16 protein-coding genes and 1 tRNA gene are annotated in these 18,979 nt (G+C 46.5%); 10 read left to right on the top strand and 7 right to left on the bottom strand.

Annotated elements, in window-relative coordinates; genetic code table 11:
- Window positions 1–19 precede the first annotated feature (19 nt).
- Genes EAO36_RS00205 through mfd form a run of 8 tightly spaced genes read left to right on the top strand, consistent with a single transcriptional unit; the run spans window position 20 to window position 9,620 of the window.
- Window positions 20–361 (top strand): DUF6394 family protein, encoded by a 342-nt coding sequence (locus tag EAO36_RS00205; RefSeq protein WP_120947862.1) that lies wholly within the window; start codon window positions 20–22, stop codon window positions 359–361.
- The gene (gene leuS / locus EAO36_RS00200) at window positions 362–2,788 is read left to right on the top strand and encodes a leucine--tRNA ligase (protein WP_120955502.1); all 2,427 of its coding nucleotides are present in this window, start codon (window positions 362–364) and stop codon (window positions 2,786–2,788) included. It begins immediately after the preceding gene.
- A gap of 3 nt (window positions 2,789–2,791) precedes the next feature.
- Complete coding sequence (gene lptE / locus EAO36_RS00195) at window positions 2,792–3,292, top strand: LPS assembly lipoprotein LptE (protein ID WP_120947860.1); 501 nt, start codon at window positions 2,792–2,794, stop codon at window positions 3,290–3,292.
- Entirely contained in the window at window positions 3,289–4,452 is a 1,164-nt protein-coding gene (locus EAO36_RS00190; RefSeq protein ID WP_120947859.1) for a Mur ligase family protein, read from the top strand. Before lptE ends, EAO36_RS00190 begins: the two co-directional genes overlap by 4 nt.
- Window positions 4,445–5,374 carry a M23 family metallopeptidase gene (locus tag EAO36_RS00185; protein ID WP_120947858.1) on the top strand — a complete coding sequence of 310 codons (930 nt, stop codon included), beginning with the start codon at window positions 4,445–4,447 and terminating at the stop codon, window positions 5,372–5,374. Before EAO36_RS00190 ends, EAO36_RS00185 begins: the two co-directional genes overlap by 8 nt.
- Window positions 5,361–6,293: a M23 family metallopeptidase gene (locus tag EAO36_RS00180; RefSeq protein ID WP_120947857.1), complete on the top strand. Its 933-nt coding sequence runs from the start codon at window positions 5,361–5,363 to the stop codon at window positions 6,291–6,293. The genes EAO36_RS00185 and EAO36_RS00180 overlap by 14 nt, the downstream gene beginning before the upstream one ends.
- Window positions 6,218–6,649: a bactofilin family protein gene (locus EAO36_RS00175; RefSeq protein WP_120947856.1), complete on the top strand. Its 432-nt coding sequence runs from the start codon at window positions 6,218–6,220 to the stop codon at window positions 6,647–6,649. The genes EAO36_RS00180 and EAO36_RS00175 overlap by 76 nt, the downstream gene beginning before the upstream one ends.
- Complete coding sequence (mfd, locus tag EAO36_RS00170; protein WP_205586146.1) at window positions 6,636–9,620, top strand: transcription-repair coupling factor; 2,985 nt, start codon at window positions 6,636–6,638, stop codon at window positions 9,618–9,620. Before EAO36_RS00175 ends, mfd begins: the two co-directional genes overlap by 14 nt.
- Window positions 9,621–9,647: 27 nt before the next feature.
- Here the strand turns inward: mfd and EAO36_RS00165 are convergent, their stop codons facing one another.
- From EAO36_RS00165 to EAO36_RS00145, 5 genes are all read right to left on the bottom strand, one after another.
- Window positions 9,648–10,238, bottom strand: coding sequence for an outer membrane beta-barrel protein (locus tag EAO36_RS00165; RefSeq protein WP_120955500.1), 591 nt, complete (start codon window positions 10,236–10,238; stop codon window positions 9,648–9,650).
- Between the two features lie 156 nt (window positions 10,239–10,394).
- Window positions 10,395–10,469, bottom strand: a tRNA-Asn gene (locus EAO36_RS00160).
- 47 nt (window positions 10,470–10,516) lie between these two features.
- Entirely contained in the window at window positions 10,517–11,515 is a 999-nt protein-coding gene (locus EAO36_RS00155; protein WP_185962977.1) for an A/G-specific adenine glycosylase, read from the bottom strand.
- Complete coding sequence (locus EAO36_RS00150; RefSeq protein ID WP_162983234.1) at window positions 11,515–12,105, bottom strand: glycosyltransferase family 25 protein; 591 nt, start codon at window positions 12,103–12,105, stop codon at window positions 11,515–11,517. The genes EAO36_RS00155 and EAO36_RS00150 overlap by 1 nt, the downstream gene beginning before the upstream one ends.
- On the bottom strand, window positions 12,074–12,352 hold the full coding sequence (locus tag EAO36_RS00145; protein WP_120955497.1) for a lipopolysaccharide biosynthesis protein: 279 nt from the start codon (window positions 12,350–12,352) through the stop codon (window positions 12,074–12,076). Before EAO36_RS00145 ends, EAO36_RS00150 begins: the two co-directional genes overlap by 32 nt.
- A 55-nt stretch (window positions 12,353–12,407) precedes the next feature.
- Between EAO36_RS00145 and EAO36_RS00140 the strand changes: the two genes are divergently transcribed.
- Window positions 12,408–13,520 carry a DegT/DnrJ/EryC1/StrS family aminotransferase gene (locus tag EAO36_RS00140; protein ID WP_120947853.1) on the top strand — a complete coding sequence of 371 codons (1,113 nt, stop codon included), beginning with the start codon at window positions 12,408–12,410 and terminating at the stop codon, window positions 13,518–13,520.
- Between the two features lie 82 nt (window positions 13,521–13,602).
- Window positions 13,603–14,106, top strand: a complete 504-nt coding sequence (locus tag EAO36_RS00135) for an isochorismatase family protein (protein WP_120955495.1) — start codon at window positions 13,603–13,605, stop codon at window positions 14,104–14,106.
- Between the two features lie 2 nt (window positions 14,107–14,108).
- Here EAO36_RS00135 and EAO36_RS00130 read toward each other — a convergent pair whose 3' ends face one another.
- Both EAO36_RS00130 and purD read right to left on the bottom strand, forming a co-directional pair.
- Window positions 14,109–17,747, bottom strand: a complete 3,639-nt coding sequence (locus tag EAO36_RS00130) for a phosphoribosylformylglycinamidine synthase (protein WP_120955493.1) — start codon at window positions 17,745–17,747, stop codon at window positions 14,109–14,111.
- On the bottom strand, window positions 17,744–18,976 hold the full coding sequence (purD, locus tag EAO36_RS00125; RefSeq protein ID WP_120955490.1) for a phosphoribosylamine--glycine ligase: 1,233 nt from the start codon (window positions 18,974–18,976) through the stop codon (window positions 17,744–17,746). The genes EAO36_RS00130 and purD overlap by 4 nt, the downstream gene beginning before the upstream one ends.
- Window positions 18,977–18,979: the final 3 nt, after the last annotated feature.

Raw genomic sequence — 18,979 nt, 5'->3', positions numbered from 1 at the left:
TCGTAATATAAGGATTGGCATGGATTGGGGTCGGGTAATCTTTACGATCTTTAGTTTGTTGAGCACCACTTCTTTGGCGGGTTTTTTATACGAGCCTAATGTTGTGATCTTATTTACAGCCATGGCCATTAACCTTATCACCACCACGCTTAAAATTGGTGTGCAAAAACAATTTGCCTCTGAACTGATGGGAGGCTCTTTGGTTGCGCTCTTGCACCTCTTGCCTGCTTTTGTATTCTTGCAGATTTTAAATAATAGCATCTTTCCCTATGTGCTGGTGATTGGCGCACTGATTAGCAATGTTTTTTGCTTGATCTTGCTTATCATTGATAGCACCAAAAATACAGATACGGAATACTAAATGAAACATTATGACCCCAAAGAAATTGAAAAAAAATGGCAAAAAGTGTGGGCGCAGACAAAAGCCTTTGAACCTAGTCGCAATTTTAGTCAGCCCAAGAAATACATTTTGAGCATGTTGCCCTATCCTAGTGGGGAGGTGCATATGGGGCATGTGCGCAATTACGCCATCGGGGACGCTCTAGCGCGCTATTACCGCCAAATGGGCTATAATGTCTTGCATCCGATGGGCTTTGATGCCTTTGGCATGCCTGCTGAAAATGCCGCCATCAAGCACAAAGTCCATCCCAAGAGCTGGACCTATGACAATATGCTAAAAATGCAGGAGGAGTTTTCAGCTTTAGGCTTTTCTTTTTCTAAAGAGAGGGAATTTGCCACCTGCGATCCACATTACACCAAAATTGAACAAGAATTTTTCTTGCAGATGTATCAAAAGGGGCTGATTTACCAAAAAAAGGCGTGGCTGAATTGGTGCCCTAATGATAAAACGGTCTTGGCTAACGAACAAGTGGTCGATGGGAAATGTTGGCGTTGTGATTGTGTGGTCGAGCAAAAAGAAATGCCCCAATACTACCTCAAAATTACCCAGTATGCCGAGGAACTCTTAGAGGGCTTGGAGGTATTAAAAGGGCATTGGCCCCCCCAAGTGTTGCGCATGCAAGAAAATTGGATTGGCAAGTCCATAGGCATGGCTTTTAGCTTTGAGCTCACCCCCCAGAGCGTGCAACTCAGTGGCGCAACAGGCATTGAGGTTTTCACCACCCGCATAGACACCATTTTTGGCGTAACCTTCATCGCTCTAGCCCCCACCCACCCCATTGTTAAAGCCCTCTTAGATCAAAATGTCCTCAATCCAGCTAGCCAACAAGAGATTTTAGACATCCAAAACACCAACATGCGCACCCGATCGCTGGAAAAACGGGGCGTGGCCTTGCCCCTAGAGGCAATCCACCCGCTCACAAAAGAGTTAATCCCGATCTATGTGGCTAACTTTGTATTAGAGGGCTATGGAAGCGGGGCGTTAATGGGCGTGCCCGGATGCGATCCTAGAGATTATGATTTTGCTAAACTCCTTAATATCCCCATCAAAGCCATTATTGCTAACCAAGAGGTCCCCTGCATAGAGGGTATCTTGCAAGATTGCCAAGAATATAGTGGTCTAAGCACCGCGCAAGCCAAAGAAAAATTAAGTGTTTTGTTTGAAGAACGCAAATTGGGGCATTTGGTGATCAATTACCGCTTACAAGATTGGGGCATTTCACGCCAACGCTACTGGGGTGCACTCATCCCGATGGTGCATTGCCCTAGTTGTGGGCTGGTGTGTGAAAAAGCCCAAAATCTCCCCATTTTGCTCCCTGAGGATGTGCGCATTGATGGGGAGGGTAACCCTTTAGAAAAACACCCGACCTTTAAAGATTGTTTGTGCCCCGAGTGTGGGCAGGAAGCTGTGCGGGAATGTGATACAATGGATACCTTTTTCCAATCCAGTTGGTATTTTTTGCGCTACACCACGCCCAAAGAACTTTGGGATAAACAAGCCTTTGATACCCCAGAACTGGCCTATTGGATGGCGGTTGATGAATACATCGGCGGGATCGAGCATGCGATTTTGCACCTGCTCTATGCGCGCTTTTTTACTAAAGCCTTGAGAGATTTGGGCTATCTTCAGATTAATGAGCCCTTCAGTGCGCTAACCACGCAGGGCATGGTGCTTAAAAGTGGGGCGAAAATGAGCAAATCTAAGGGCAATATTGTGACCCCCAGGGAGATTTTAGAAAAATACGGCGCAGACATTGCACGATTATATATCCACTTTGTCGCCCCGCCCAATAAAGAACTAGAGTGGAATGACAAAGCTCTAGAGGGGGCAGCGCGTTTTATCAAACGCTTTTATGAAAAATCTTTTCTAGCTAAGCCTAGCCAAGAATGCCCCACCCCACAAAATTTAAACGATGCGGAAAAACAAGCCCGCCAAAAAATCCATGTGGCTTTGCAAAAATGCCATGCCATCTTTGAAAAGGATCAGCCCCATTACCCCTTTAATACCTTGATTGCCACTTGCATGGAAGCCCTCAACGCCCTAGAAAAAACCACCAACACGGAACTATGGACAGAGGGTTACTATATTCTAACCCACATCTTAGAACCCATCATCCCCCATGTGTGTTCTGAGATTGCAAAACGCCTTTTTGAACGGCGCAATTTTAAGCCTTTGAGTGTCGATTCAAGCGCATTAGAACAAGAACAAATCAGCATGGCCGTGAGCGTGGATGGCAAAAGGCGCGCGGAGATTGTGGTGGCTAAGGACTTGGATAACGCCACCCTTTTACAAGAGGCTAGAGCTAGCGTGCAAAAATGGTTGGAGTCCAAAGAAATTGTCAAAGAAATTGTCGTGCCCCAAAAGTTAGTGAATTTTGTGGTGAAGTGATCTTTGCGGGTCTTGCTTGTTTTATGGCTCTTGGGTTTGGGTGGCTGTGGTTATAAACCCATTGCGAACTTTGCGGATAAAGTCTTGGGTAAGGGGGTTTATGTGCGCTTGGTGGTGAATATGCCCAACCCCAAAAACTCGGTGGAATTTAAAGACATGATCAATCGTGTCGTGGTCCAACGCTTCCAAAACACTCTCACCAGCGAAAAACAAGCCGATTCGATCATCACCATTGAGATGAATAAGGTGCTAGACACTTCCATTAGCCAAAACCAAGAGGGTTTCACCACCTTTTACCGCGTAACCGTCTATGTTACCTACACTTATGATAACAAAATGGGCACGACCAAGAGTTTTGAGTTCAGCGGGTATTACAACTATGCCGTCTCCTTGCAAAACCCGTTGATCACCTATAATAACCGCTTGTATGCGATCTCCCAAGCCTTAGATCAAACCATGACGCAATTTGTTTCCCAAATCGCCTATGAGGGCAAGGTCAAATGACTCTACAGGCTTTTTTAAACACCCGTGCGCATGAACTAGCCCACTTTGACCCAACGCGTTTTAAGCGTATTTATGCGCAATTTAGGGCGCACTTTGAGGATTGCGTACCCAAAATCCAAATCATCGGCACAAATGGCAAAGGCAGCACGGGGCGGTTTTTAACTTTGGGCCTAGAACATGCAGGTTTTAAGGTCTTGCATTTTAGCTCGCCCCATTTGTGTGATTTTGCCGAGCGTTTTTACAAACAAGGGGCGGTGATTACAGCCCATGAGCTAGAAGATGCCCACCAGTTTTTGCAAAGTTTGTCCCTAGAGCCCCAAATTAGCTATTTTGAATACGCCACGCTTTTAGCGGTTGTCTTGGCTAGAGATTGTGATTATTTGGTGCTAGAGGCAGGCCTAGGTGGGGAGTTTGATAGCACCACGCGTTTAGATAAGCGTTGTGCTATTGTCTTCACACCCATTAGTTTTGATCACACCGACAGACTGGGCACTACTCTTCAAGCCATTGCCACCACCAAGTTAAAAGCGATGCAAAGCCTAGAGCCCCACACCCCGATCATTTGTGCCCCCCAAGAGGATTTAGTGCTCCAACTAGCTAAGGAAATGGCAAGCCAAGCCCATTTGCCCCTAACCCTAGCCCCCCCACCCTCCAAGCTAGTTTGTGATTATGCCTATAAACATCACTACCCGCCCTTTTTAGCCCAAAATCTCCAAAGTGCCCTGAGTACCCTAGAAGTTTTGGGGATTGCCTATAACCTTGATTCTTTTCCTCCTTTGAATTTAGGGGGGCGTTTTGAACGCATAGCACCTAATTTAATTGCCGATAGTGCCCACAATGTCAGTGGTGCACAGGTCTTAGCCCAAGCTCTCAAAGGAGCCAAAGCCAACTTGGTATATAATAGCTATGCTAGAAAAGATGTGCGGGGCGTGCTTGCTTGTTTAAAACCCTTGATAAGCCATGTGTTTATTTTTCAGATCGATGATCCCCAAATCATCCCCCAAGAGGACTTAGAACGCATTTTACAAGACTTAAAAGTAACTTTTAGTATCTTTAGCTGGGAGCATTTTAAACCCAAACCCAATACGCTTTGGTTGGTAACGGGTTCTTTTAGTGTGGTGGGAGGATTTATACAATCTTATAGGCACATGCATGCATGACAAATTAGTTTTAACCATCATTGATGAGAATGGCTCTAAACAGCTCAGACTCTCCAAAAAAATCAAACGGCATTTATTCTTGAGCGCGCTGTTTGTTGTAGCGGGCATGGTGGCTGGGGGCTGGTTTTTAAGCTATTTGGTGCAAAAAATCGGGCATTTGAATTTGGAAAAGCACATCGTGGAATCGGATTACCAAAGCCTCTACCATAAAAATAACAGCCTCAAAAAAGAGATTGCCCAAAAAACCCAAGAAATCGCCATCATCACCCACCGGATTAGGGAATTAAAGAAAATCTTAGAGGTCAAAAAGAGCGATGGGGCAGATGCTTATAGCGGGGTGGATTTAAACAAACTCTCTTTAGCCAACAAAACCCTAGCCCTAGCCCTAATCCCCAATGGCGAGCCTTTAAAATCCTACACTTCTAAAGCCCCTACGGCTAAAAAGAAAAATGGGAACTATGAAGGCTATGATTTTAGCGCGCCCCTTGATACCCCCGTTTATGCCACCGCCAGCGGGATTGTGGATGTGATCTTTTTAAACAGACACCAAGGTTATGGAAATGTAGTGCGTTTGGATCACGCCTTTGGGTTTAGCTCCATTTATGCGCATTTGAGTCAAATTGTGGTTAAAAGGCACGCCTTTGTGCAAAAGGGCGAACTCTTGGGTTATAGCGGGAATAGCGGGGGTTTGAAGCGCGCACAATTACACTATGAAATCCGCTTTTTGGGGCAGATTGTGGATATGCCCCGGTATTTGAATTGGGATTTGGTGCACTTTGAATCTATTTTCAAGGAAGATTCGCAAGTGAATTGGAAGAATCTCTTTTATAGTATCAGCGACATGGCGCAAATACAGGGCTACCAAAATGCCGATCAGCTCACGCAAAAATCTAAGGGGAGCGTTTTGAATGTGGCTCAATAGACGGCTGATTTTGATGATCACCCACCCCGATGGGAGTAAATTTATCAATGTCCCCATTATCTATAAACAACTGGCTTACTATTTTTTATTATTCATTTTGGGCGTATTGATCTTTTTGGGTAGCGCGCTCTATACCTTCAACCACGAAATCAAAGCCACCAAAGATCAGACCAAAACCCTCAAAGCTGAATACCAAAAGAGCACCCAAACCAATTCACGCTTACACCAAAAAGTGCAGGGCTATATCGAAGAGATGATGTTGGCGGGCGATCGCATTAATGATTTAGAAGATTTGGTGGGTATTGAGAGTGTGGAGGATCAGCAGGACGATGCCCCTTTGAGCGCGCGTTTGGATGTCGCCAGCATCACCGGTGCACAAAAAACCTTCATCATGCGTTTTATCCCCAATGACTCCCCGCTGGTTTCATATGTACGTGTCTCCGACGGGTTTTATAAACGCTTCCACCCGATTTTGCACACCATGCACCAGCATACCGGTGTGGATTTGAGCACGCCCGTTGGGACACCCGTTTATGCCACTGCTAATGGGGTGGTGGGGTTAGCCAATAACGGGTGGAATGGCGGGTATGGGCGGCTTGTTAAACTCTTCCACCCCTTTGGTTTCAAGACTTATTATGCCCACTTGAGTAAAATTGTGGTCGAGAATGGGGAATTTGTGAAAAAAGGGCAACTCATCGGTTATAGTGGGAGTAGTGGCATGAGCACCGGACCCCACTTGCATTATGAGGTGCGTTTCATGGACAAGCCTATTAATCCCATGTTTTTTATCAAATGGAACATGAAGAATTTTGACTTCATTTTTACGCAAGAAAGGAATATCGCATGGCCATCTTTACTAACGATTATAAACAACCTGCTAATGGATCGGTTACCATCGTCGCCCAAGGTACCAAAGTAAAAGGAGAGGTCGATATTGATTGCCACTTGCATGTCGATGGCATGCTGGAGGGCACGATTCACTCCTCTAGCACAGTGGTGATTGGCAAAAATGGCGTGGTGGTGGGCGACTTGGTGGCAGCGCGTTTGGTGGTGAGCGGGAAGTTTATGGGCAATGCCCAAGCCGATTTGATTGAAATCATGCCCTTTGGATATGTGGATGGCAAGATTGTAAGCGCGGAGCTGGTGATTGAGCGCAAGGGTATTTTATCGGGGGAAAGCCGCCCCAAGGGTGAGATGTCCTCTAATTTATTGCAAGATAAAAGTCCAGAAACCCCCATTTTAGCCCCCAAAGATAAAGCCAATGATCCAAGCTAGTTTTTATGCCGCCCTCCAACATGCCTTTTCTAGCCAAATTTTAATCGTGCAAGATAGCCTAGAGGCTAGGGAGGCGTTGCAGGTATGGCACTTTTTTAGGGATCATTCTTTAGCCTTTACCCTGCCTGATTTGCGCGCCCGCTATTTGGATGACATGCGCGCTTTTAGCACGGAGATTCAAGAACTTTTAACCCAGTTGCGCTTGTTTTATCAAGCTAAAGAGCGCGGGCAAGATTGCTTATTGGTTGCTCCTTTAAGCGCGTTATTGCACCCCTTGCCCCAATCTTGCTTGCTCCAAAGCTTTCGCCTAGAGTGTTTAGAGAGCTATGATCTGAGCGTCCTCAAAGAGGATTTGATCCATTATGGTTACGAATTTGTAGAAGTGGTGGAATTGCCCGGGGAAGCTAGCTTTAGAGGCGACATTGTGGATATTTTTATCCCCGGACAAGAGTTACCCTATCGTTTGGGCTTTTTAGGCGATGCTTGCGAGGATATTAAACGCTTTGATCCACGCACCCAACTTAGCCAGCCTGAACTCATCGAGAGCATAGAAATCACCCCCGCTCTTTTTAGCCTCACCAAGCAACAGATGGTGCAAATGCAAGCACGCCTAGAGGCATTAAAAAGCGATGCCTTGATCCCAGATATCGCCTCTTTGGGCTTTTGGGTGCTGGGCGACTTAGGGGTGGATTTTTTAAGTACATATAGTGCCACCCTCACACCCAAAGCTCTAGAGGAGGCGCGCGAACTCTCCAGCTTGGAGTCTTTAAAGAGTTTGGAGCGTGCTTTAAATTTGCCTGTGTTGGCTACGCCCCCTAAATGCCAAGATATCCAAGTGGATTTAGACAAACTCCATGGTTTTTTAGAACTCAACCAGCACCGCAAAATCACCTTGCTAGCCAAAGACAAAAGCCTTGTCCCCCCCTTGCCTAAAATGGCACTTGATGTGGTTATTTCAGATTGTGTCTTGCATTTTGCCACCCCCACACAGATTTTTTTATCCTTGCATGGCTATATTAAGCAACGGGTGCGTGGGCGTTCCAAATTGATCCTAGATGAACTTAGCTTGGGCGATTATGTCGTGCATGAAGATTATGGTGTGGGCAAATTTCAAGGCTTGGTGCAAAATAGCGTGCTAGGGAGCGTACGCGACTTTTTAGCCCTAGAGTATGGCAACCACGATCGCCTCTTGCTCCCAGTGGAAAATTTGCACCTCTTGGATCGCTACATCGCCCCGGGTAGCCCAACTTTAGATCGTCTAGGCAAGGGCAGTTTTGCCAAACTCAAAGCCAAACTCAAAGCCAAATTACTAGACATGGCAACAGATATTATTAATCTAGCAGCCACGCGTAATTTAATCGCTGGGCAGGTTATCGCGCCCCCCACGCATGCTCTAGAGCGTTTCAAACGCGCTAGTGGGTTTGCCCTCACTGCTGATCAAGAGCGTAGCATCACCGAGATTTTACAAGATCTGGCTAGTGGGAAAGTGATGGATCGGCTTTTAAGTGGAGATGTGGGCTTTGGCAAGACAGAGGTTGCTATGCACGCCATCTATGCGCTTTTTTTAGCCGATAAGCAAAGTGCATTTTTTGTGCCCACCACGCTTTTAGCCAACCAACATTTTAATAGCCTCAAAACCCGCTTAGAACCCTTTGGCATGCGGGTAGCCAGGCTTGATCGTTCTAGCAAGCCCACGGAAAAAAAACACATCCTAGAGGGCTTAAAGCAGGGTAGTTTAGATGTGGTGGTTGGCACGCATGCCCTCTTGGGGGCAGAGTTTGCTAACTTGGGGCTGGTGGTGGTGGATGAAGAACATAAATTTGGAGTCAAGCAAAAAGAGACCATCAAGCTTTTAGCCCAAAGCGTGCATTGTTTGAGCATGTCTGCAACTCCCATCCCAAGAACCCTTAGCATGGCACTCTCCCACATCAAGGGCATGAGTTTTTTAGCCACTCCGCCTAGCTATAAAGTCCCTAGCCGCACGTTTGTGAAAGAAAAAACCCCCAGTTTGCTCAAAGAGATCATTTTAAGGGAACGCAGACGGGGCGGGCAGGTCTTTTATATCCACAACCATATTGAGAGCATGCCCCAAGCTAAAAAAACTCTTGTTGATCTCTTACCCCATTTGCAGATTGAAACCCTGCATGCCAAAACCCCCTTACAACAGAGTCAGGATATTATGCAAGCCTTTGAGCAAGGGCAATTAGATATTTTAGTCTGCACTTCGATCGTGGAATCGGGATTGCATCTCCCCAATGCCAATACGATCATCATTGATCGTGCCGATCGCTTTGGTTTAGCCGATTTGCACCAGCTTAGGGGGCGTATAGGCAGAAGCCACAAAGAGGGCTTTTGTTATTGCTTGGTGGAAAACAAAAAGGATTTAAGCCTAGATGCCCTCAAACGCTTAGTTGCGCTTGAAAAAAATAGCGATTTGGGGGCGGGCGCGAGTCTAGCTTTGCATGATTTAGAAATTCGGGGGAGTGGGAATTTTTTAGGCCAAGATCAGAGCGGGCATATCCAAAATATCGGGTATGGTCTGTATAGCAAAATGCTAGAACAGGCCATCAGGGAAAAGAGCGGAGAGAGAGTGGAGTTAAAAAGTGTGGATTTGAAATTAGCGGTGAGTGGGTATTTGAGCGCAGATTTGATTGAAAATGATAGTTTGCGTTTGGAACTTTACCGCCGGCTGTCCTTGTGTAGCGACTTATCCAGTGTGCGCGCCATCCAAGAGGAGATCGTGGATCGCTTTGGTCCGCTTGATCCTATGAGTGCGCAATTTTTGCAGATCATCCGTGTTAAAATTTTGGCTAACTTGTTGGGTATCCACAAAATCTCCCAATACGCCCAACGCACAACCATTTTTAAGGGCAACCAACAATACACAATTCTAGCTCCTAGCAAAGACGACTCGGAAGTGTTGCAAAGCTTATTGGAAAATTTGCAAGAACGCTTAAAAAGCCCCGCTTAAACCCCCTCCTAGAATCTCTAGGTCAGCCTAGAAAGTGAAGACATAATTGACATACCACACATAACGGCGCATGTCTTTGATTTCAGGTGTGAGCTTTTGGGGAATCATGGGGAACTTGATCCCTGCTTGGAGAGCAGAGTGTGTACCCATGCGGATACGGCCACCCACATTGAAGAGGAATTGGAACGCAGTGTGCGAGAAGGTGTTAAAATTCCAACTGTTGCCCGCTAACTGGATACCGCCTACTAGACCAAAGGCAAAGGGATTAGTGGCGACTAGATTCACGATCGCATCGGCTGCGCCACCATAGGTATAGACATTCCACTTGTCGCGATCATTGGATCCCATGATATGGCTATTGTTCCAATCAAAGAACCCATAAACCTGCCCGCCAAACCATTTATTAGCAAAGCCCACGCCCCCTAGTTGGATATCCATACCATAGACGGGGGTACCCTTGGTCAAAGCAGTGTGGTAAGCACCACCCCCGATCTTACCTTGTTGGTAACCAAGCCCCATAAAAAAGCCATTTTTTTCATCTGCTTGTGCAAACGAAGCTAAACCAAGTGCCATCAAACTAGAGAGAGCCAAGCCCCCCAATTTTTTACTCAAAACCATGAAAACTCCTTCTTTTAAATTAGGACACAGCAAGGTAAGCCAATAGTGTTCCAACTTATCCACACTGCGCCCTCTTATATCGGCAAAACTAACACAGAAAAGTAAATCAGCAAGGAGAAAACGCTCAAACTAAGGGGATAAAGGGAAACCTAAAAATGGCTCCAGATGTAGGATTCGAACCTACGACCAAGCGGTTAACAGCCGCCTACTCTACCGCTGAGCTAATCTGGATCAACAAAACCCGATTATATAATGATTTCAATAAACTTGTCAAGGTTTTAGGATAATATTCTTCTTTTTTGGCAAAGATGCCAAATTTTAGCGGTCATGGAGCTGGTAGGGATTTGATCAAGCTGGCTTAAAGGCATCTTTTTAAGATTGGTGGGCACCAAATCGTGCAAGTTGGCTTGGTAAAGTTTGATTTGTAGGCGGTATTTGGTGTAGCTATGCTTGATGGTCCCTATAAAGGGCAGACTCACAAGCTCCTGTTCTTTTAAGAGTGGGAATTGGTAAAGCCCAGCATACAAGCCCTTTTGGGGCAAGGACAAATACAACCCACCTTGATCCACACACACGCCATAATGTTGGGTGAGCGCGATACTGGGGGTTTTTTTCAGCAGGCTAAAGCGTTCTGTGTCGTTTTGACCTTGACAAGCAAAGCGTAGGGGGCAAAGATGGCACTGGGGATTTTTGGGCGTGCAGATGAGCGCGCCTAAGTCAATGAGGGCTTGGTTGTGATCAAAGGGGTTAGCCACATTCACAAAGGCATTGGCTTGGTTTTGCAAGTCTGTTTTTAAAGTTTTGCTAGAAATATCCATCCCAAATAGCCGCAAGAGCACACGGGATACATTGGCATCCACCACACCCACCGCCTCTTTAAAGCCAAAGCACAAGATCGCACCCGCACTATAAGCCCCAATGCCGGGCAGTGCTAGTAGGGCTTGGTAACTTCTTGGCAAATACCCGCCATGTTGGGCCATGCAAATTTGAGCGGCTTTGTGTAAATTCTTAGCCCGAGCGTAGTAACCAAGCCCTTTCCATAAAATCAAAACTTGTTCTAAAGGGGCTTGGGCTAAGTCTTTGAGCGTGGGGAAGGCTTGTAAAAAGGGATAGTAAAACTTGTCTAACACCACATTAATTTGGGTTTGGGCAGACATGATCTCAGAAATATAAATCTCATAGGGCGCATTTTCCCCACTCAAATGGCGGATGGGCATGTCTATGCGTCCATGCAAGGGATACCATTTTAAAAGCGCATCTTGGAGATGGCTAAGCATTAGCTCACCCTCATTTTAGCATACGACCAAAAATAGAGTTCAAAGCGAAAATGGGCTATTTTGTTACACAGCCACACAAGAGGGGAGACCTTTTGGGTTGAAGGCGGTCTATCAATACTAGATTGCATGGCTTGCTCATTTTCACCAATAATAAAGGGCTCAAATACCAAGTTTCTAACCCCATGTAAGCAGTGGTTATCCATCACCCAATCCACGGGCATGACCCACTTTTGACTCGCTTGGATAAACTTGTGCGCTACTTTGGGTGTGAGGCAATAGCCCATCGTCCCAATGCCTAGCGTGAATTGGACGACTTCAAATATATGGGGAAATTTTGTAGGCCTCTTGCAAATTTTGTGGTGTGTGTTATGCGACAAGCGTATATAACCTATTTTAGCTATATGTTCTTGCAAAAAGTCCAGACTCTCAAAAAAGTAAGGTTCTAGATAAATATCATCTTCTAAGATCACGATGGGCTCATCTAGCTGGATACATTTTTGCCATAAAGAGTAATGACTCGCATATGCCCCCAACTCGCCCGCACTCAAAACACGCGCCTCATATTTTAAAGCATAAAAACATGCGCTCACCCCCCCCCCCCCCCCCACAAACTCTACCCACCAAATCTTGTCGCACGCTTGTATGCACAAAATAGGGGTGGGCATGTTGTTGTACTAAAGGGTGTAAGCCCTTAGAGATTTTTGCATAGATCGCATCAAAGACCTCTACTGGGTGTTTAGGGTTTTGTAGACTTTCTAACAAGGGCTCGGCGTTGCGCTCTCGAAGCCCATATTTTAAACAAGTCTGTTTAGAGAGATGAATCACAAAAATGCGCATGGCTTTCCTACAAAGATGGTGTATCATTATAAATTATTATGTCTTAAGGTTGTGCATGCCCTACCAATACCCTTTTTTAGACTTAAACACTCTCCATGCGCCCTACAAGGAACGCTTTAAACAGATTTTAGACCATCATTTAGACGATTCTAGTTTCATCAATGCCCCCATTAGTGCCGATTTTCTACATGCCTTTAGCCATTATTGCCAAAGCGATTATGGAATCGGTGTGAATAGCGGACTGGATGCGCTCACCTTGATGTTAAGGGCTTATCAAATCTTAGGGGCACTCCCTAAGGGGGCGGGTGTTCTCGTACCCTCTTTTACTTTTATTGCCACCATTTTAGCCATTCTGCATAATGATTTGATCCCCCAATTTGTCGATGTGGGGATGGATTATTTGCTCGACCCCAAACTGGTAGAATCTGCCATCACGCCCCAAAGCAAAGCGATTCTAGTGGTGCATTTATACGGGCAGAGTGCTAATATGCGCGCCTTGCAAGCGGTTGCGCAAAAACACCAACTTTTGTTACTTGAAGATGCCGCCCAAGCGCATGGTGCGCTCTTTGAGGGTCAAAAGGTAGGCTCCTTAGGGCATGCTAGTGCCTTTAGTTTTTATCCCAGTAAAAATTTAGGCGCATTGGGCGATGGGGGTTGTGTGTTGAGCTCTGATCCACAAGTCATCGAAATGGTGCGTATTTTGGGCAATGATGGTGCACCACGCAGAGATCACGCGCTTTATGCGGGCTTTAACTCACGCTTGGATAGTTTGCAAGCCAGCTTTTTACACGCCAAGCTACCCCATTTAGATTGCGACAATGCTAAACGGCGTGCGGTGGCGCAACTCTATTTGGAGGGCATTACAAACCCCCATATTGTTTTGCCCCCGATTAGAAATTTTGACGAACATGTTTTCCATCTCTTTGTGATCCGCACACACGCTAGAGACCGGCTCCAAAAATACTTAGCCAAGCATTCCATAGAAACCAGTATCCACTACCCCATCCCCTGCCACTTACAACCACTCTTAAGCACATACAGCCACATAGACCTACCTAACACGCAACGCTTTAGCCAAGAAATTTTGAGCCTGCCCATCAGCCCTACCCAAAGCTTGGAGGCCACACGCTTTATTATTGAGGTGATCAATGGGGCATGCTTAAAATAGCCCCATAGGATAAGACCCATTCTGCCAAAATAACATGTAATTTTAAGTATATACGCTAAGATAGCAAAAAGAAAGGACCTCCATGTCTTGTGTGTTGGTGATTGATATTCAAGAAAGATTATTCTCCGTGATGGCCAATAAAGATCTATTGCTAGAAAATTGCACCCGGTTTTTAAAAATTGCACGCACTTTAGAGCTCCCCATCTATGCCACCGAGCAAAACCCGGCAAAATTAGGCCCCACTCTAGCCCCCATCAAGGAATATTTTGCTCAAGAGGCTTGGAACAAAGAAAGTTTTAGTGCCTATCCCGTTTTTAGCGCAACCCACAAATCCCCCCTCATCCTTTTGGGGATTGAAGCCCATGTTTGTGTCTATCAGAGTGCTAAAGATTTTTTAAAACATGGCTTTGAGGTAACTTTGTTAGCTGATTGCACCAGTTCTAGGGATTTGCAAAATAAAACTCTAGCCCTAGAGGAGTTAAGGCACTTGGGGGTGCGGATTTTATCGACTGAAATTGTCGCTTTTGAATGCATGCAAACCTACACCCACCCGCAGTTTAAGACCATCTCCCAAATTATCAAGTAGCTTTAAGCGTAATAATCCACCGCACCTTGAAAAATGGGCATGGCAAACTGACCCGGGACATTTTGATAAAGACCGGGTTTAAAACGCTCAGTATGCCCCATTTTGCCAAAAATACGCCCACAAGCCGAGGTGATCCCCTCAATGCCACAGAGTGAGCCATTAGGATTAAAGGGAGTCTCTAGGGCAATATTGCCTTGCAAATCCACATACTGGGTGGCAATTTGATCGCCTTGGGCTAGATCGCCAAGCATGGCAGGTGGGGCAAAAAAACGTCCCTCCCCATGCGAGATGGGCACAGCGTAAATCTCCCCCACTTGCGTGCGTGCCAGCCATGGCGAACGATTTGAGCGCACCTTGATATAGGCAATTTGGCTTTGGTGGCGTAGGAGAGAATTAGGCAGTAAGGTCGGGTGATTTTCTTGTGAAGGGACAGACCGCCCAAAGGGCAAGAGACCGGTTTTGAGCAAAGCCTGAAACCCATTGCAAATCCCCCCAATGAGGCCGTCTTGATGTTTTAAAAGGGCTAAAATCGCCTCTTGTAAGCTGGGGTTGGAAAAAAACGCTTTGATCATCTTAGCCGCCCCATCGGGTTCATCGCCTCCCGAAAAGCCCCCAGCTAAAAATAAAATTTGGGACTCTCTAAGAGCTTGGCGCATGGCTAGTATTGATCCGGTGCTAGACTCAGGAGTTAGAGTATTGATGACAAGAGAGCGCACCAAAGCCCCCGCCCTCTCAAAGGCTTTTTGGGTGTCTATCTCACAATTAGTGCCTGCAAAAACAGGGATGAGTACACGCGGTTTGGCGATCTTGGTGTGGCTTTTAGGTAAATCGCAGAAAATCTTAGCAGGCGTGTGTAGGTCTAAAGCCTTGGGGGCTTTTGTGGGGTAAAGTTGTTCTAGAGGTTGTTCTAGTAGTTCTAGCAGGGTGCTTAATGGCAAACATGCAGACACGCGTTTGATATGGGCTTTAGCTGTGGTGTGTCCCAAGAGAATCCCCCGATCCAACTTTTGTGTGCATTCCACCACAAAGCCCCCAAAACACGGATCAAAGAGCAAATCTAGGGGCACTTCTTCTAATTCAACCCCAATTTTATTCCCCAAACACATCTGCAAAATCGCCTGCGCTGCGCCTTTGCGCCCCAAAGCAGAAGCGGAGAGGATCACCTCTTGGACGATCAGGGCGTGTAAATAAGTGAAGAGTTCTGCAAAATCATAGGGGAGACCATGCAAATCTAGGGGTGGGGTCAAAAGATAGAGATAATGGTTTGCACCCTTGAATTCGGGGCTAATCAGGCGTTGGTTTTCTTGGGCACAGAAGGCAAAACTAATAAAAGTGGGGGGTACGCTTAAATCCTCAAAACTCCCACTCATCGAATCCTTACCCCCAATGCAGGCAATGCCCAGTCTTTTTTGGGCTAAAAATGCGCCTAGCAACGTGCCTAAAGCCTTTCCCCATTTAGATGGGCTGTCCAAACATTCAAAGTATTCTTGAAAACTCAAATAAATATCTTTGAATTGCGCCCCACAAGCTATCAGCTTACACACACTTGTAACCACGGCAAAATACCCCCCCTTGATGGGCTCTTGCGCGCATGCATGCGGATCAAAACCAAAAGCCACTAGCGAACAAGTATGGGTTTGCTCAAAGGGGATTGTGTGTGCCATCACTTGGATGGGCGTGCTTTGGTAAGCCCCCCCTAAGGGCATAAAAATTGTGTTACTCCCAATGGTGGAGTCAAATTGGCTCACCAGTCCTTTTTGAGAACAAGTATTCAAACCCAAAGCGAGAGCTTCAAAACTGAGGGTAAAAGAATGGACGCATTTAGGCAGGTGTGCACTCTGGCTGATGTGCGCATGGGCTAATCTGGGTGCACCCCCGCTTTGCAAAAGTGTTATGGGGATATGTGCTAGGCGTTTTTGGTGATAAAAAAGTTCAAAATACCCGCTTGGCGTTGTCTGCCCCACGCATGCGCTTAATACCCCCTCACTCTCACAAAGTTTGTTGATCATGTCTAAGTCTTTGGGGTCAATAAGAATTGCCATGCGCTCTTGAGACTCGCTTAGGGCTAGATCGAACGCGCTCAAACCTGCATATTTTATGGGCATTTTATCTAGTTGCACGATCACGCCCATGCTGGCTAACTCCGGGATGGCTACACTCACCCCGCCCGCCCCCAAGTCGTTACAACGCTTGATGAGCTTAGTAAAATGCGGGTTGGCAAAGAGTCGTTGCAATTTGCGCTCTTGCAAGGCATCGCCCTTTTGTACCTGCGCCCCGCAAAGCTCCAAAGATTGAATCTGGTGGGCTTGAGAAGACCCACTAGCCCCCCCCAAGCCATCCCGCCCCGTGCGCCCACCTAGTAATACAATCAGATCGCCCACAGCAGGCTCTAAACTCTGCACGCATTCTTGAGGGGCAGCCCCTAGCACCGCGCCTAATTCTAAATGTTTGGCTTTATAGCCTCTATGATAGACCTCTTGGACAAGCCCAGTAGCCACGCCAATTTGATTACCATAGCTACTAAAGCCCTGCGTGGCTTGCTTAGCGATTTTAATTTGTGGGAGTTTGCCTGCTCGGGTTTTGCCAATGGGTTCTAAAGGATCGCCACAGCCTGAAATGCGTAAAGCCGCATAGACATAACCCCGGGCGGAAAGCACATCGCGGATTGCCCCACCCACACAAGTAGAAGCCCCTCCGTAAGGCTCGATCTCAGTTGGGTGGTTGTGGGTTTCGTTTTTAAAAAAGAGATAATAGGGTTTAGCTCCTTGGGGGGTCTGCACCTTGATAGATAAAGTGCAGGCATTATTTTCGCTACTTTGCACCAGTTGGGGGAGTTTGTTTTGTGCGCTTAGGTATTTGGCCATGATGGTGGATAAATCCATCAAGCTAATGGGTTTGTTATGCCCGAGTTCTTGGCGCACTTGGAGGTATTGATCATAGATCTCTTGGGCTATGGGGTGATCTAGATGCACCTCTAGTTTGGTTAAAAAAGTGCTGTGGCGGCAGTGATCAGACCAATAAGTGTCTAAAATTTTGAGTTCTAAGAGATTGAGGTTGGGGAGTTGCTCTTGGATGATTTTTAAATCCTCTGGACTGAGGCAAAGTTGGTGCTGTCTGATAAAATGGCTAAAATCTGACAGGTTGGCAAAATTTGCTAGTTCTAGTTTGGGGCTGGTGGGCATGCTTGCTTGAGCTTGGCTAAGGGGTAGGGGGATTTCGTGGTTTTCTAGGGGGTTGGTTAAGTAGGTGCAGATGGATTTTATATCCTCGGTACTGAGATTCCCATAGAGTTTGTAAATACTGGCATGCTCAACTAGAGGTGTGGGTGCACTGGGATTTAACACCTGCAAGGCTAGTTGCGCTGCCTCACTTCTAGGGCAGAGTTGCCCCTTTAGAGTTTGGAGGGCAAAATACCCCGCACAATCGTTCAAATCCAGCTCGGGCAAATATTCATCCACTTGGGCTTCTAAAAAAACAATGCCCCGCGCGCGTTCTAAATCCTCAGCAGACACATTTTCAACCAAGTAGGCGTTAATCAAGCGGATTTGTTCTAAATGGGGGACTAAGAGGGTTTGGAGTTTGGCTAACAACTCTTGGGCTAGAAAATCAAAATCAGGTTTTTTTTGTACATAGATGATCATAGGTTTTTCCCAATATCGGGGCGGTAATAGCCATTGTCTAGCTGGATTTGGGCGATGCGTTCATAACTTAGGGTGCGGGCTTGCTCTAAGCTAGGGGCTATGCTAGTGATGCTTAAAACCCGCCCACTAGCATTGACTAGCCCCTCTTGGGTGTTTCTGACCCCTGCAAAACAAATATCCAAATGGGGCGGGTAGGTGAGGGCGTGCCCTGTTCTAAACTCTTGGGGATACCCTCGAGAGGCGAGTACGACACAACAAGAGGCCAGCGGGCTAAAGATGACTTCTTGTTTTTCTAATTCCCCCCTAGAGCAAGCCTGCATCACTTGGAGCAAATCGCTTTGGAGTAGGGGCAAGAGAGTTTGGGCTTCTGGGTCACCAAAACGGCAATTATATTCTAAAACCCTGACCCCTTGGGGGGTTAAAATCAATCCAAAGTAAAGACAGCCTCTAAAATCCAGCCCCTCCACTTGCAAACCCTTTAGGGTGGGGGCAAAAATTTTCTCTTGGCATTCTTTGGCAATTTGGGGGGTGAAATGCGGGTTGGGGGCAATGCAACCCATCCCGCCCGTGTTTAAGCCCTTGTTGCCCTCTAATGCCCGCTTGTAATCCATGCTAGAGGGCATTAGCTTTAAGCTATGGCTATCACAAAAGGCAAGAATAGAAGCCTCCACCCCCTCTAAAAACTCTTCAATGATCACCCTTTCCCCACTGCTCCCAAAGATTTTATGCACCATCATCTGCTCTAGGGCTTGGACTCCCTCTAAAACACTCTTAACCACCATAACCCCCTTGCCAAAAGCTAACCCATCGGCTTTAATGACTAGGGGGAAATGCGTTCTCTCTAAAAAGGCTTGAGCCTCTTTGAAATTGTCAAAAGCTTGGTAGGGGGCAGTGGGGATGTTGTGCCGCTGCATGAACTCCTTGGCAAAAATCTTACTGCCCTCTAAGCGTGCGGCTTGTTTTCTAGGTCCAAAGCAAGCAAAGCCCGCCCCCTCTAGCACATCCACCAATCCCTCCACCAATGGGTTATCCGGGGCGACAATAATGAAATCTAGTCGCTCTTTTTGGGCAAACTCTAAAATGCCTTGTTGATCGCCTACACTCAGAGGCACGCATGGAGCTTGCATGCCTGCATTGCCCGGGATCATAAAGATTTGGCGATCCTTAGAGGCAATTTTTTTTAAAATCGCATGCTCACGCCCCCCGCTCCCAATAATGGCTATTTTCATCAA

The organism is Helicobacter mehlei (assembly GCF_003660265.1).
Classification (GTDB): Bacteria; Campylobacterota; Campylobacteria; order Campylobacterales; family Helicobacteraceae; genus Helicobacter; species Helicobacter mehlei.
This window is presented reverse-complemented; position numbering and strand designations above follow the sequence as displayed.